We start from the raw sequence: 14672 nt of genomic DNA, 5'->3' as shown, positions 1-14672 counted from the left end.
AGTTTAAAGTACTGACCTGAAAATGCTTATTACAAAAAAAATTAATAGCGCGATAATATCAGAAAAAGAAATGCGCATCAGTATGATGCGCATAAATTAAAAAGGTTCTCTAAAAACGCTAAATTAAGCAATTTAATTAATTGCAAGCGTCTTTTAGTGCTTTACCAGCTTTGAAAGAAGGTACTTTCGCTTCTGCGATTTGGATCTCTTCACCAGTTTTAGGGTTACGACCAGTACGTGCTGCACGAGTGCGAACGCTGAACGTACCAAAACCGACTAGTGCTACTTGATCACCAGTCTGCAATGTATCACCAACTGCGTCGATAAATGCATCTAGAGCGCGACCAGCAGATGCTTTAGATAGATCTGCGTTTTCTGCGATTTTTTCTACTAATTGTGTTTTATTCACTGTGATTCCCCTTTGTGCTACCTGTTGTAATTATTCACGGTAGCTTTTCGTTCCATTTCATTTCAAATTAGCGACAATCCCTTACACTACAAGGGCTGAAGCTATAGTCGCTAACGTTAGCCTTCAAAAAAAACGCTGACAAGCCTTTTTGAACTTATCAGCGTAATCTTTTACTTATTTTTGCTACACATCACTATTTTACAGAAGGGATTTCGACGCCCGTAGGATCTTGTTCCAGCGCAACTTTTAGGACTTCATCAATCCATTGCACTGGAATAACATTAAGATCAGCAATGACATTCTCTGGAATCTCTTCCAGGTCACGTTCATTATCTTTCGGAATCAATACCGTCTTAATTCCACCACGATGCGCAGCAAGTAACTTCTCTTTTAGACCACCAATAGGAAGTACTTCACCTCGTAGAGTAATTTCACCGGTCATTGCCACTTCCGCTTTAACAGGATTCCCCGTCAAGCTAGAAACCAGTGCTGTACACATAGCGATACCCGCACTTGGGCCATCTTTCGGAGTGGCACCTTCAGGTACGTGAACGTGAATATCACGCTTCTCGTAGAAATCAGAGTTAATGCCGAGCTTCTCTGCACGAGAACGAACAACCGTCATCGCGGCTTGAATCGACTCTTGCATCACATCGCCCAGAGAACCTGTCTGAGTTAACTTGCCTTTACCTGGCATAGACTGGGTTTCAATTGTCAGCAAATCACCGCCTACTTCAGTCCAAGCAAGACCAGTCACTTGACCAATACGGTTACTTTCGTCGGCTTTACCGTAATCATAACGCTGAACACCTAAAAACTCTTTCAAGTTATCCATCGTCACTTTGACAGTTTTAATATTTCTGTTCAGAAGAATATTTTTAACCGCTTTACGGCAAATCTTCGAAATCTCACGCTCTAGATTACGTACACCCGCTTCACGTGTGTAGTAACGAATGATGCCAATGATTGCGGAGTCATCAATAATGATTTCACCCGGTTTTAGACCATTACGCTGGATCTGTTTATCAACCAAGTGGCGCTTCGCAATGTTCAGCTTCTCGTCTTCTGTGTAACCCGAAAGACGGATCACTTCCATACGGTCCAAAAGAGGTCCCGGAATGTTCATTGAGTTCGATGTCGCAACAAACATCACGTCAGATAAGTCGTAGTCCACTTCTAGGTAGTGGTCATTAAACGAACTGTTTTGCTCTGGGTCTAATACTTCTAGTAACGCTGATGACGGGTCACCACGCATATCCGAAGACATCTTGTCAATTTCATCCAATAGGAACAGTGGGTTTTTCACGCCTACTTTAGACATCTTCTGGATCAGTTTACCTGGCATTGAACCGATGTATGTACGGCGATGTCCACGGATTTCTGCTTCATCGCGTACGCCACCCAGTGCCATGCGTGTGTATTTACGACCTGTTGCAGCCGCAATAGAGCGACCTAATGATGTTTTACCTACACCAGGAGGACCGACTAAACACAGGATTGGGCCTTTAAGCTTGTTAATGCGGTTTTGAACTGCCAAGTACTCAAGAATACGTTCTTTCACACGCTCAAGACCGTAGTGGTCTTCGTTTAGAATCTCTTCGGCTTTCGCGAGATCTTTCTTCACTTTAGAACGTTTGTTCCAAGGTACACCAACCATCCAATCGATGTAGCCACGAACAACGGTTGCTTCCGCGGACATTGGAGACATCATCTTCAGCTTTTGCAGCTCTTGCTCCGTCTTTTCCCGCGCTTCTTTTGGCATCTTAGAATCGACAATTTTTTGCTTAAGCGTTTCAAACTCATCGACACCATCTTCAGATTCACCCAGCTCTTTCTGAATCGCTTTCATTTGCTCATTCAGATAATACTCACGCTGAGATTTTTCCATCTGCTTTTTAACACGCGTGCGGATACGTTTCTCAACTTGCAGCAAGTCGATTTCCGATTCCATCTGCCCCATTAAAAATTCAAGGCGTTCAGTGACATCCAGAGATTCTAGAACCGTTTGCTTGTCTGCCAGTTTTAAAGGCATATGTGCTGCGATCGTATCGGCTAAACGCGCAGCTTCATCGATACCATTCAGAGAAGTCAGAACTTCAGGTGGGATCTTTTTGTTGAGTTTAATGAAGCCTTCAAACTGGTTAATCGCACTACGAACGATTACTTCTTCTTCACGCTCATCCAGCTGCTCAGTTATCAAATACTCTGCATCAGCAACAAAAAACTCATCATCGGTAAGTTGATGGATTCGAGCGCGTTGTTGACCTTCTACCAACACCTTTACTGTGCCGTCAGGAAGCTTAAGTAGCTGTAAAATTGTGGCGACGGTACCTACTTCAAACAGATCATCTTTTGAAGGTTCGTCAGTTTCTGCTTCTTTTTGGGCAACTAGTAGTACTTGCTTGCTGTTATCCATTGCCGCTTCTAAACAAGCAATCGACTTTTCACGACCAACAAACAAAGGAATTACCATGTGCGGGTAAACGACTACATCTCTCAGAGGTAGTACGGGGATCTCGATACGTTCGGAACGTTCCAAGTTCATATTCTTCTCTCTTCCGCTTAGTCTTATGAGGAGTATATGGGGGTTAATTCGTTGGATTCAATGAAAGAATAAAAAAAAGGAGGTATTTGACTACCTCCTTTTTTATTTAGCAATTTGTATGAGTCAAATTAAGACTCAGCACCAGCAGCTTGGTTTTCAGAGTTGCTATAAATCAGTAACGGATCAGATTCACCTTTAATCACCGATTCATCAATCACAACTTTGCTTACGTTGTCCATTGAAGGTAATTCATACATCGTTTCTAGTAAGACACCTTCAAGAATTGAACGCAAACCACGAGCACCTGTTTTACGTTCCATCGCTTTTTTCGCAATGGCACGAAGTGCATCTTCACGGAATTCCAATTCTGCATCTTCTAGCTCAAACAATGCCGCATACTGCTTAGTAAGTGCATTTTTCGGCTCACACAAAATTTGGATAAGCGCTTCTTCATCAAGCTCCGTCAGAGTGGTAGTGACTGGTAAACGACCAATAAACTCTGGGATTAGACCGTATTTCACCAAATCTTCTGGCTCAACTTGAGTGAATAATTCACCTACTGTCTTGCTTTCATCTTTAGAGCGGACTTCTGCACCAAAACCAATACCTGTGCCCGTTGCAACACGCTGATCAATCACTTTGTCTAAACCAGCAAATGCACCACCACAAATGAACAGAATCTTAGATGTGTCTACTTGTAAAAACTCTTGTTGAGGATGCTTGCGTCCGCCTTGTGGTGGAACAGAAGCGACTGTGCCTTCAATGAGTTTTAGTAGGGCTTGTTGAACACCTTCACCAGATACGTCTCGCGTAATTGAAGGGTTTTCAGCTTTACGTGAAATCTTATCGATCTCATCAATGTACACAATACCACGCTCTGCTTTCGCTACATCGTAGTCACATTTTTGCAGAAGCTTTTGGATGATATTTTCGACATCTTCACCAACATAACCGGCTTCGGTTAGTGTGGTCGCATCTGCCATTGTGAAAGGTACATCTAGGAGACGAGCTAGGGTTTCAGCTAATAGCGTTTTACCACTACCAGTAGGACCGATTAGCAAGATGTTACTTTTACCAAGTTCAACACCTTCGCTTGTCGTGTCTCCATTACGTAAACGCTTGTAGTGGTTATAAACGGCTACTGCTAGCACTTTCTTAGCGTAATCTTGACCAATCACATAGTCATCTAGATGCTCACGAATCTCTTTTGGCGTTGGTAACGCTTCAGATTGTTTCTTAGGAAGAACATCTTTAATTTCTTCACGAATAATGTCGTTACATAAGTCGACACATTCGTCACAAATATAGACGGATGGACCGGCGATTAGCTTGCGAACTTCGTGCTGGCTTTTACCGCAGAAAGAGCAGTAAAGAAGCTTACCACTACCACTCTCTTTGCTTTTGTCTGTCATTCGCTAACCTCTTAGCCTTTACTCTTTATGAATTGAGTGTATATCAATTTAAGCTTAAATGCGCTAAACAATTACTATCAATTAATTGCCGCGATGGCTTAATACTGCATCAACCAGACCGTACTCAACCGCTTGCTCTGCAGACATGAAGTTATCGCGATCTGTGTCTCGCTCAATCACTTCCATCGGCTGACCTGTATGCTCTGCAAGCAATGTATTTAGCTTGTTCTTGATAGACAGGATCTCTTGCGCATGGATCTGAATATCAGATGCCTGGCCTTGGAAACCACCAAGTGGTTGGTGAATCATAACACGAGAGTTAGGTAGGACATAACGTTTGCCCGGAGCACCACCAGCCAATAGGAACGCACCCATTGAGCAAGCTTGACCTGTACATAGGGTACTGACATTAGGCTTGATAAACTGCATGGTGTCGTAGATAGACATACCTGCTGTTACGCTACCACCTGGTGAGTTGATGTATAGAAAAATATCTTTATCTGGGTTCTCTGACTCAAGGAAAAGTAGCTGGGCAACCACTAGGTTTGCCATGTTGTCTTCCACTTGACCAGTCAAGAAAATGATTCGTTCTTTTAGCAGTCGCGAGTAGATATCGTATGAACGTTCACCACGTGAAGTTTGTTCAACCACCATTGGTACAAGTGCGTTCATGATTGGCGACATTGCATTTTTTTCTTGGTAGCTCATATTCTTATATCCCTAAAATAAATGGCCCGGATGATGAGTATCATACGGACCATTGTTAGCAGAATAGTTAACGCTAAGTCAACCTTCTACACTAGAACTTGCTGATTAAGCAGCTGGTTGCTGGTTCATTAGCTCGTTGAAGCTAACTTCTTTTTCAGAAACCTGAGCTTTAGCAATGATAGCGTCGATAGCTTGCTCTTCTAGAGCAACGTTACGCATGTTATCCATCATCTGTGGGTTTTGCTCGTAGTAAGCAATAACTTCAGTTGGATCTTCGTATGCTGTTGCCATTTCTTCGATTAGAGCTTTCACTTTCTCGTCATCAGCTTTTAGCTCTTCAGACTTGATTACTTCACCAAGTAGAAGGCCAACAACTACGCGACGCTTAGCTTGTTCTTCGAACAGTTCACGTGGAAGTTGAGCAGCCGCTTCTGGGTTGCCACCAAAGCGCTGAGCCGCTTGCTGACGTAGAGCGCCAATTTCTTGTTCGATAAGAGCAGCAGGAACGTCGATGTCGTTCTCTTTAACCAGACCTTCAAGAGCTTGCTCTTTGATGCGGTTTTTGATTGCTTGCTTAAGTTCACGTTCCATGTTCTTACGAACTTCAGCTTTAAGTGCGTCAACACCGCCTTCAGCAACACCGAATTTAGCAACGAACTCGTCGTTTAGCTCTGGAAGCTCACGTGCTTCAACTTTGTTCACTTTGATAGCGAATTTCGCAGCTTTACCTTTTAGGTTTTCTGCGTGGTAATCTTCTGGGAAAGTCACGTCGATGTCGAATTCCATACCAGCAGTTTTACCTGCGATACCGTCTTCGAAACCTGGGATCATGCGACCAGCGCCCATTTCTAGAGGGAAGCCTTCTGCTTTACCGCCTTCGAACTCTTCACCGTCGATTGAACCAACGAAGTCGATGTTTACGCGTTTGCCGTCTTCAGCTGCTTCTTCAACTTCAGCCCAAGTCGCTTGCTGCTTACGTAGAGTTTCGATCATCTCTTCAACGTCTGCATCTTGAACTTCTGTTGTTGGTTTTTCAACAGCGATGTTTTCTAGACCTTTAAGCTCAACTTCTGGGTATACTTCAAAAGTTGCATTGAAAACTAGGTCTTCACCTTCTTTTGTCTCAACTGGAGCAAAAGTTGGCGCGCCTGCTGGGTTGATTTTCTCTTTAACGATCGCTTCGATGAAGTGACGTTGCATTACTTCACCCATCACGTCTTGACGTACTGCTTTGCCGTACATCTGCGCAACCATTTTTAGAGGCACTTTGCCCTTACGGAAACCATCGAAACGACGGTTTTTAGCGATGTTGCGTAGTTCAGCTGTTACAGCGTCTTCGATGTTTGCAGCTGGAACAGTAATGTTAAGACGGCGCTCTAGGCCCTCTAGAGTTTCAACAGTAACTTGCATTATTCTTTAACCTCAAAACTGGCTCAGTTTGGCTGAGCGTATGTGCCCTTATCAACTAAGGACCCATCCTTGTTTGTACTCTATGAGTACTCTTTGTATATCGAGTATCGATAACCGAACAAATTCAGCTATCGGACTAATGAGCGATATCTTCTCGAACTAAGTCCGCTAAAGGTATCTCCGATTAGTCTCAGGATAAAAATTTAGACGCAGCATTCTACCGAGCTAGTCGATAGCTGTCGAGCCGATCCCAGGAATACCTAGGGCATTACCCTAAAAACTCATTTAACTGCTAAAAAAAACAGCAATATTGTCATTAGCAGTCTCAGAAATGGGGACATTAAAGGCTTTTTCAAGAGAAACTAGATTTTTTTTTAAATTAAAGAATAAAACTAGATCTAAGTCCGGTTTTAATCCTCATTTTTGTTACAGAACCAAACACTCTTGTAACAAAAAAACATTACTCTAAAGACCTGTTGTTGTGCTTGAACAGGGAAAGTCATGTCACCATTTCGCAGAGCAAATATGTATTTGTTCCTATTTTACTGTGTGTGTCTGGTGCTCGGTTCCCAATCCGTCTGGGATTACCATCGTCAGTCGTTATTGGATGAACATCAGGCTCAACTCGATCGATTCTCGAGCAATATTTCTTCAAAATTAGACAAATACGCCCACTTACCGCAGTTATTGGCCAAAGACAATGAGCTAATATCGGCGCTTAAACAACCGACAAATCCCGCTCAAATTGACCTAACGAACCGCTACTTGGAGACAGTAAACCATATCATTCAAGCGGCCGACACCTATCTGCTCGACAGACGGGGCAACACGATTGCCGCAAGCAACTGGAATATGGAACGCTCTTTTGTCGGGATCAATTTCGATTGGCGTCCCTACTTTACCGACGCCATTGCAGGAAAACAGAGCCAGTACTTTGCGTTGGGATCGACATCCGGACAACGGGGTTACTACTATTCGTACCCGGTGATTTATGCCGCTGAGATTATCGGTGTCATCGTCGTGAAAATGGACTTAACCGCCATCGAGGGAAACTGGAAAAGCAAACAAAATACCTTTGTTGCTACCGATCAACACAACATTGTGTTTATGTCGAGTAATCCAAGCTGGCTATTTAAAAGTCTGACGCCATTAAGCGTTGAAGAGCAGTTAGAGATAAAAGCGAGTCGTCAGTACCTTGATACCGACATTCTGTCACTGGGGCTTTTTGGCTCGCTCAATGAACCCCAAACAGTGTTGCGTAATCCTGATTTAGGCCCGCTTCAAGGTGATTACATCGTCTCTAGCCGTCAGTTCCCTAATATCGATTTAACCATACGGGTACTGACAGAAAAAATGACGTTGTTCTGGCACACACTCAGTTTCGCGATGGTGATGACGTTGATGTTTGTCATTGCCTTTTTAACTTTACAACTCAACTATCAAAGACAACTGAAAAAGCGTCAATTCGAGCAACTTCAATCTGAATCAAAGCAAAAACTTGAATTTTTAGTTCTCGAACGCACCTCTGAGCTTCAAGCAGAAATATCCGAACGAACCAAGACAGAGCAAGCGCTTAGACATACCCAAAATGAACTGATTCAGGCGGCCAAACTGGCTGTTTTGGGGCAAATGTCCGCCAGCATCAGCCATGAATTGAATAACCCTTTAGCGGCAATACGCAGCTTTGCTGACAATGGCCGACGCTTTTTGGACAAACAAAAATATGACCGAGTGGACGACAACCTAACGCGAATATCTAGCCTCACGGATCGAATGGCAAAGATCAGCAATCAGCTCAAGTCATTCACTCGTAAATCCGACAGTCGTGATGTTCGAGTGTTACATCTCGCGCCTATTATTGTATCAGCAAGAGAGCTTGTTGCACCTCAACTCAAAGCCAATCGTGTCGAGTTTATAACGGATGTCGATGAATCTCTGGGTCAAGTGGAAGTCAATGCCATCCAAATTGAGCAAGTGTTGATTAATCTCATTACGAACGCAGCTCAGGCTGTAGAAAACGAGCAAAAGGGCACCGTTCAGGTCAGTACGCATCAGCAAGACCAGTTCATCGAAATCCATATTGATGATAATGGGCCTGGCATTAACACCGCGCAGGCTCAGCACTTGTTCGAGCCCTTTTTTACCACTAAGCAAAACGGACTTGGGCTTGGCTTGTCGATTTCTCAGCAAATCATAGAAACAATGAAAGGCACGCTCACTGTGAGCGACTCTCCTTTGGGTGGTGCAAGGTTTACTATCACCTTACCTCGAGTTTGTGCTACACAAGAGCATGTAACGCCCCCAAATCCGGTAACGTTCTCTAACCCAATAACTAAGGACAGTTGATGGAAGACGTATTTTTTATCGACGATGAAAGTGACATACGATTAGCGATTGAACAGAGCTTTGAGCTTGAAGATATTTCGGCGCGTTTTTTTGCCTGCGCAGAAGATGCGATGCTGGCGATAAAGCAACAAGGCATGCCTAAAGTTGTTATTACCGATATCTGCTTGCCGGGTTTGTCTGGCGAAAACCTGTTATCGACGGTGCTCAACCAAGACAGTGATGTACCTGTTATTTTGATTACCGGCCACGGTGATATTTCCATGGCTGTCAATGCACTCAGAAATGGCGCTTATGACTTTATTGAAAAGCCGTTTGCTATCGACAGGCTAATTGATACCACCAAGCGCGGAATTGAAAAACGTGAACTAACGTTGGAAAATCAAGAGCTCAAACGCAGCCTTAAAGCAAGCCAAACCCTTGGTCCGCGTATCATTGGTGACACCCCAGCGATAGGTTCTCTGCGTGACACTATCCTACACATTGCCGATACGAATGCTGACATTTTGTTGTTTGGAGAAACAGGGACCGGTAAAGAACTGTTTGCTCGCTCTATTCATGAACAAAGCTCACGCCGAGACGCAAACTTCGTCGCGATCAACTGTGGTGCAGTTCCTGAAAATCTGATTGAAAGTGAACTCTATGGCCACGAAAAAGGCGCGTTTACCGGTGCAGATGCAAAACGTATAGGCAAATTTGAACACGCCCAAGGCGGTACGCTATTTTTAGACGAAGTTGAGTCAATGCCTATGCAGGCTCAGATCCGCTTACTCAGAGTGTTACAAGAGCGTGTCATTGAACGTGTGGGGTCAAACGCATTGATTCCTGTCGATATTCGCGTTATCGCGGCAACGAAGACTGATCTCAAAAAAGCGTCGCAGGAAGGGACGTTTCGTGAAGACTTATATTATCGATTGAATGTGGTCACATTAGATCTACCTCCTCTTCGACAAAGAAAAGAAGATATCCCCGCTCTGTTCCACCACTTTCTTTTGGTTGCTGCGTCTCGATATGGGAAAGCGGCCAATGTGCTGCCCGATGCGGATCTGCAAACGTTAATGAGTCATGATTGGCCGGGTAATGTTCGTGAGCTACGAAACAGCGCAGAACGATTCGTACTGCTGGGTAACCTCGGACACTTAAATCCCGAATCTCCATCTCAAATCTCTACCCCACTGGCGGTGCAGGTGGCGGAGTTTGAAAAGACCATCATTGAACAGGCGCTTTCGAGCAGTAATGGCCGAATAAACGACGCCTTAGATATTCTTCAAGTCGCACGAAAAACACTGTATGACAAGATGCAAAAATATGGGTTGGATAAGAGCGATTATAAGCCGGAGTGATCCATTTGCTGAGCCATCTAAAAGGCATGGCTCAGCAAAGAAGAACGTTTAGAACTCATACATGGCAGTGATTGCCCAATTACGACCCGCTTGAGAGAGATCTTTGTCTTCAACTGTTCTGTCTTTTACATCATTCCAGTTGTAGTACTCTTCATCTGTCACGTTAAACAGACCTGCTCGGAGTGTAAGATCTTTGATTGGCTGATAGTACGCCGTCACATCGAATACCGTCGAACTGCTCAGTGGTAAAATGTCATCCCCATTGATGTCACTTCGGTTCTTAGAAGCAACATAATTAAGATTAAACGACGTGCCCCAATTATGTTCAGAATCGTAGTTAATGCCCGCCATCAGATTCCAAGGATTCACACTGTTCAGTGGGTTATCGTTACCATCTTCACCTTCCGTATAAGCGGCAGCTAACCTTGAGCTGAATCCACGAACAGGTACAAAGCTATCCCACGAAAGCTGGTTAGAGAACTCAACCCCTTTAATCGTGGCTTTAGCGATGTTGTTGTATTGCACAATCGCAGGGTTCATTGGATTCATGAACTGACCCGTTTGCGTTTGCTCAATAAAGTTTGTGTAATCGCTGTAGAAGAAGGCAACTTCGCTGCTCGAAATCTCGTTGTTATGTCGCCAACCAAGTTCGTAAGACTTACTTTCCTCTGCTTTGAGGCCCGCATTTGGTTTGCTGTAATAACTCATCACAGGGTTACCGTATGAATAGAACAGCTCTTTAAAATCAGGAGCGCGGAAACCTTGGCTAAACTGAGCAAACAAACGATGTTGTTCGTTGAGTTTATAGATAGTGCCTAAACGCGCAGTGAATGCTGAATCAGAGAATTTTTTGTACTCGTTATCCGCATTGCCGCTTGGGTTGTCACTCGTGTCTCCGGGATCGGTCTCAAAGGCGTCGTATCGAACACCTGGCGTAACAATGAAGTTACCCACGGTGATCTCATCTTGTAAGAACAGCCCGTAACGGCGCTCGCTTGCAGAAGGTATGTAAAAGATTTCTTTATTGCTGCCGACGCTGTTGTACTCTTTGTTTACATTTTTGATGTCTTTGTCTAGGTAAGACGCACCATAAACCATGTAGTGCTCGGTGCTACCCAATGCGAAGTACTTATCGAACTGGATATCGAATTGGTAGCCTTCGTCTTTATAGATGTAGTCTTTACGCTGATTGTTTAAGTTCGTTGTGGCAACTCTACGAGTAATGCCATTCTCTTCTTTGCTTAACCAATCAAGCTGCCAAGAGATGGAATCTGCAATGGCGCTTCGACCTTCCCAAATATGTTTAATCCCGGCTTGGAACTGCTCAGACGTATCTTCACTAGACGCATCCATGTACCTATCGTAAGTTTGAGTGCCTTCATCTTTGTTATGAAGATAATGGCCGTTAAACTCGATTCGATGCGCATCATTGAGCTGATATTGCAACTTGACGAGTAGGTTGTTTGCAATCGCATCCATGCTTTGAGGATCACCAAAGTTCTCAAGCTCTTTTCCGTCACGTCTGGTATAAGCGACTAACGATTCCAGATCACCGAATTTATTCGCTAAGGCGATAGATTCGCTAAACGTGTCGTCTTCAGAAGAGAAATTGAATTTTGCGTAACCGCCAAACTCCCTGCCGCGTAAAAAATCAGCCGGGTCTTTCGTTTCGAATGCGACGATACCACCAATCGCATCTGAACCGTGTAATGAAGACGCTGCACCTTTCACGATTTCTACCGATTTTACTAAGTCGGTGTCCACTTCTACACGAGCAGAGTTTACGAAGTTGCTACCGGAATCAAACTGATTGCCTTGCGCTACGCCGTCAACCAACACTTTGATTCGGTTACCTTCAATGCCGCGAATATTAATACTTTGTACACCTTGACGGGCATTCGTTTCTACCGTTACGCCGGGGGTGTATTTGAACAGGTCGTCCAGACCGGTAATCATGTCTTGTTCAATATTTTCGTCACTAATCACTGTGACAGACGCGGCTGTATCTTGAAGTTGGCTATTGGTTCGTGTCGCTGAGACGACGACTTCATCAAATGAAACACTTTCTTCTGCGAGAGCTGGCGCAGAGAGAAGCCCGCCAATTACGAGGGCTAACTGGGTTTGCTTTATCATTATTTATTCCGTTTAACAAAAACAAAACGGTCTCGGTTATGTTTTTATTGGTGAGACCTAAAGGGGCTGTATTACTTCGACATTTGCTCTTATTTTTGTTGGATGTGCCCTTCTGTAAGGTGGACAAAATCCAATAGGTCATTTCCAGAAATTTCAAACGCTTGGCCAAAACCTTTTACGTAGCGGCCAGAATCCGGAACGAGGCGGTATAGGTTGAAATCACCCAACTGGCTTAAATTCTCGATAATGTCACCAAAGCGAGCGTGTAACGCACTGACGCCTTGTTGCCATGAGTCTGTGTTCCTTTCGACAAGTTCAGCACGAGTATCAAAAGTTAGGCGTTTGCGAGCGTAAATTTGTTTGCATTCACTTTCGTCTTCGATCATCAAAATCGATACATTACGATTGGTTTTTAGATTACGACCATGCGCTGCGATATCGCTCACCAATATGTAATAAGCATGGCTGTCGAACGCAAATGGGGCGTAGGTCGCGTTTGGTATGCCTTGTTCACTGATTGTTGCCAATTGTAGGGTCTTACGTGAATCTCGGAATGCTTGAACTTCCGGCTCTAAACGATTTTGTAAACGCTCGCGACGAATCTCTTGTCTTTCTTGTTGCTCGGAGTTTGTTAGCTGACTTTCTGTACTCATGCTGAAAGTTCCTTTTTCATTGTTTTAAAAGCGGAAATTTGCTCTTGAATTAATTGACGTTTCTTATCTCGGCCTAAGTAAATCTTAAATACGCACTCTCCCGCTTGAGTAAAAAAGGCAATGTAGTGACTTTCCATCCCTCTAAAAGGCTTACTCACAAAAGCGATGTTCGCAACCAAATCTAATCGTAAGTGCCCGTGTAGCTCCCCTTCTCGCCCCATTAGGTTGTAATACCCATGCGCCACTTTGCCTTTAGGGAAAGGCGCTTTTGTTTCGAATATGGAGCCAAACGAGTGAACGATGGTTGTCACATTTCCCCATTCGGGCAACTGCTCCAATACCGTTTGCGCTTGCTCTCCCGAGATTCGGGTAACCATCTCATCAGGCAGCGCAAACGTAATGGCGCCTTCGCTCAGGTTTAACTGTTTTGACATTTCAGAAACAGGAACAGATGGATCTTTCGCCATCGACGCGCTCACTTTGTCTCTTACGTCACTTTCGGAAAAAGTGGTGTACATTTTTTCTCCTATTGATTCGTTACGCTATAGCTAGAGCCTACTCGCCCGTAATTACCGCTCACCATAAGCAACAAATTTATCACTAGATATGTTGGCCGTAATGATACTTACGCACAACAATAATGCAAATGATATTTGATATCATTTGCATTCAGTGCATAATATCCCATTACCGTGACCCAAATGGAACATCATTGACATCGTTCGCTTATCTACATAACCCGTTGCGACATTAGGAACTTAAACCATGCAAAAGCGGAAAAAGATAAGACACCGTCATCTGATTGCGTTAATCACCGGATACATCTCAGCCACTTATGTCGCTATGGAACTAAAATAATGAAAATGCTCTCCTTCGCCCTCAGCTTACTCCTTGCCTCATCACAAGTATGGGCCACACAAAATCCAACTTCGAATAGAATTATCAGTGCAGGCTCTAGTATCACTGAATTACTCATTGAGCTCGGGGCCCAAGAGCAATTAATCGCGCTCGACGTAACCAGTAAAAAGTTTAACGATAACGACAAGTTGCCTCTTGTTGGCTACCATCGACAACTCTCAGCTGAAGGCTTAATGGCGTTATCACCGACCCATTTAATTGGCTCACATGAAATGGGGCCCGAAAGCACTCTAAATCTACTGAAAAATGGCGGAATTCAAGTCACAACGGTTCCTTCTGGCGACAGTGAACAGGACTTGTTTAATCGTATTGATGTGATTGCAGAAATCACGGGCACGGAAGAAAAGGCGCAGGTGCTGAAAGCCTCTCTCCAGTCAAAATTACAGACTTTGCAAGAGCGAAAAATAGAGCAGTCGCCGAAAGTGATATTCGCCATGTTGAGCAAAGGACGCCCCGCGACCATCGCTGGTAACAACACAACCATCGACGTAATCATCAACCTTGCAGGTGGCACAAACCCAGCAAAAGCGCAAATGAGCTCTTACAAACCCGTGTCCCAAGAAGCGATTGTAAAAATGCAGCCTGACTACTTACTGGTTACTCACCGCGCTTGGAATGCGCTCGGCGGCAAACAAGGTATTTTGAATGAGTTTCCGCTGCTCGCCGCCACACCCGCTGCAGGTACTGACCGTATTATTCCTGTCAATGGCAGTGCAATTGTTGGTGGGCTGGGCATAGAGAGCCTTGATCTCGCCGATGACCTATACACGACCTTTAGCGCAGCAGAACAATAAGGCT

Annotated in this window: 11 protein-coding genes; 3 read left to right on the top strand and 8 right to left on the bottom strand. The window is 44.2% G+C overall.

Going from position 1 to position 14672, the window contains the following annotated elements:
* Positions 1-136: 136 nt before the first annotated feature.
* The 5 genes from hbs to tig all read right to left on the bottom strand — a co-directional run bounded on the left by hbs (position 137) and on the right by tig (position 6484).
* Positions 137-409, bottom strand: coding sequence for a non-specific DNA-binding protein Hbs (hbs, locus tag NP165_RS04375; RefSeq protein ID WP_257085100.1), 273 nt, complete (start codon positions 407-409; stop codon positions 137-139).
* Between the two features lie 193 nt (positions 410-602).
* Positions 603-2954 (bottom strand): endopeptidase La, encoded by a 2352-nt coding sequence (gene lon / locus NP165_RS04370; protein WP_257085099.1) that lies wholly within the window; start codon positions 2952-2954, stop codon positions 603-605.
* A 128-nt stretch (positions 2955-3082) separates the two neighbouring features.
* Positions 3083-4366: an ATP-dependent protease ATP-binding subunit ClpX gene (gene clpX / locus NP165_RS04365; protein ID WP_257085098.1), complete on the bottom strand. Its 1284-nt coding sequence runs from the start codon at positions 4364-4366 to the stop codon at positions 3083-3085.
* 81 nt (positions 4367-4447) lie between these two features.
* Positions 4448-5074, bottom strand: coding sequence for an ATP-dependent Clp endopeptidase proteolytic subunit ClpP (gene clpP / locus NP165_RS04360; protein ID WP_257085097.1), 627 nt, complete (start codon positions 5072-5074; stop codon positions 4448-4450).
* Between the two features lie 105 nt (positions 5075-5179).
* Positions 5180-6484: a trigger factor gene (gene tig / locus NP165_RS04355; protein ID WP_257085096.1), complete on the bottom strand. Its 1305-nt coding sequence runs from the start codon at positions 6482-6484 to the stop codon at positions 5180-5182.
* A gap of 501 nt (positions 6485-6985) precedes the next feature.
* On the opposite strand from tig, the gene NP165_RS04350 reads away from it, so the two are divergent.
* Both NP165_RS04350 and NP165_RS04345 read left to right on the top strand, forming a co-directional pair.
* Positions 6986-8830: a sensor histidine kinase gene (locus tag NP165_RS04350; RefSeq protein WP_257085095.1), complete on the top strand. Its 1845-nt coding sequence runs from the start codon at positions 6986-6988 to the stop codon at positions 8828-8830.
* Complete coding sequence (locus tag NP165_RS04345; RefSeq protein ID WP_257085094.1) at positions 8830-10170, top strand: sigma-54-dependent transcriptional regulator; 1341 nt, start codon at positions 8830-8832, stop codon at positions 10168-10170. Before NP165_RS04350 ends, NP165_RS04345 begins: the two co-directional genes overlap by 1 nt.
* A gap of 48 nt (positions 10171-10218) precedes the next feature.
* On the opposite strand, the gene NP165_RS04340 is transcribed toward NP165_RS04345, so the two are convergent.
* From NP165_RS04340 to hutX, 3 genes are all read right to left on the bottom strand, one after another.
* Positions 10219-12303 carry a TonB-dependent hemoglobin/transferrin/lactoferrin family receptor gene (locus NP165_RS04340; RefSeq protein WP_257085093.1) on the bottom strand — a complete coding sequence of 695 codons (2085 nt, stop codon included), beginning with the start codon at positions 12301-12303 and terminating at the stop codon, positions 10219-10221.
* An 89-nt stretch (positions 12304-12392) separates the two neighbouring features.
* Positions 12393-12956: a heme utilization protein HutZ gene (gene hutZ / locus NP165_RS04335; RefSeq protein WP_257085092.1), complete on the bottom strand. Its 564-nt coding sequence runs from the start codon at positions 12954-12956 to the stop codon at positions 12393-12395.
* Positions 12953-13474, bottom strand: a complete 522-nt coding sequence (gene hutX, locus NP165_RS04330) for a heme utilization cystosolic carrier protein HutX (RefSeq protein WP_257085091.1) — start codon at positions 13472-13474, stop codon at positions 12953-12955. Before hutX ends, hutZ begins: the two co-directional genes overlap by 4 nt.
* A 339-nt stretch (positions 13475-13813) precedes the next feature.
* Here hutX and NP165_RS04325 point away from each other — a divergent pair, with 339 nt between their 5' ends.
* Positions 13814-14668 carry a heme/hemin ABC transporter substrate-binding protein gene (locus NP165_RS04325; RefSeq protein ID WP_257085090.1) on the top strand — a complete coding sequence of 285 codons (855 nt, stop codon included), beginning with the start codon at positions 13814-13816 and terminating at the stop codon, positions 14666-14668.
* The last annotated feature ends 4 nt before the right edge of the window (positions 14669-14672 follow it).

It is taken from the genome of Vibrio japonicus (assembly GCF_024582835.1).
GTDB lineage: Bacteria > Pseudomonadota > Gammaproteobacteria > Enterobacterales > Vibrionaceae > Vibrio > Vibrio japonicus.
The sequence above is the reverse complement of the archived record's forward strand: the minus strand, read 5'-3'. Positions and strand labels throughout refer to the sequence as shown.

Excerpts from the sequence above, each read along its gene's own strand:
- clpX (WP_257085098.1), bottom strand. The coding sequence starts at position 4,366 with ATGACAGACAAAAGCAAAGAGAGTGGTAGTGGTAAGCTTCTTTACTGC.
- NP165_RS04340 (WP_257085093.1), bottom strand. The coding sequence starts at position 12,303 with ATGATAAAGCAAACCCAGTTAGCCCTCGTAATTGGCGGGCTTCTCTCT.
- clpP (WP_257085097.1), bottom strand. The coding sequence starts at position 5,074 with ATGAGCTACCAAGAAAAAAATGCAATGTCGCCAATCATGAACGCACTT.
- NP165_RS04350 (WP_257085095.1), top strand. The coding sequence starts at position 6,986 with ATGTCACCATTTCGCAGAGCAAATATGTATTTGTTCCTATTTTACTGT.
- NP165_RS04345 (WP_257085094.1), top strand. The coding sequence starts at position 8,830 with ATGGAAGACGTATTTTTTATCGACGATGAAAGTGACATACGATTAGCG.
- hutZ (WP_257085092.1), bottom strand. The coding sequence starts at position 12,956 with ATGAGTACAGAAAGTCAGCTAACAAACTCCGAGCAACAAGAAAGACAA.
- hutX (WP_257085091.1), bottom strand. The coding sequence starts at position 13,474 with ATGTACACCACTTTTTCCGAAAGTGACGTAAGAGACAAAGTGAGCGCG.
- tig (WP_257085096.1), bottom strand. The coding sequence starts at position 6,484 with ATGCAAGTTACTGTTGAAACTCTAGAGGGCCTAGAGCGCCGTCTTAAC.
- lon (WP_257085099.1), bottom strand. The coding sequence starts at position 2,954 with ATGAACTTGGAACGTTCCGAACGTATCGAGATCCCCGTACTACCTCTG.
- NP165_RS04325 (WP_257085090.1), top strand. The coding sequence starts at position 13,814 with ATGAAAATGCTCTCCTTCGCCCTCAGCTTACTCCTTGCCTCATCACAA.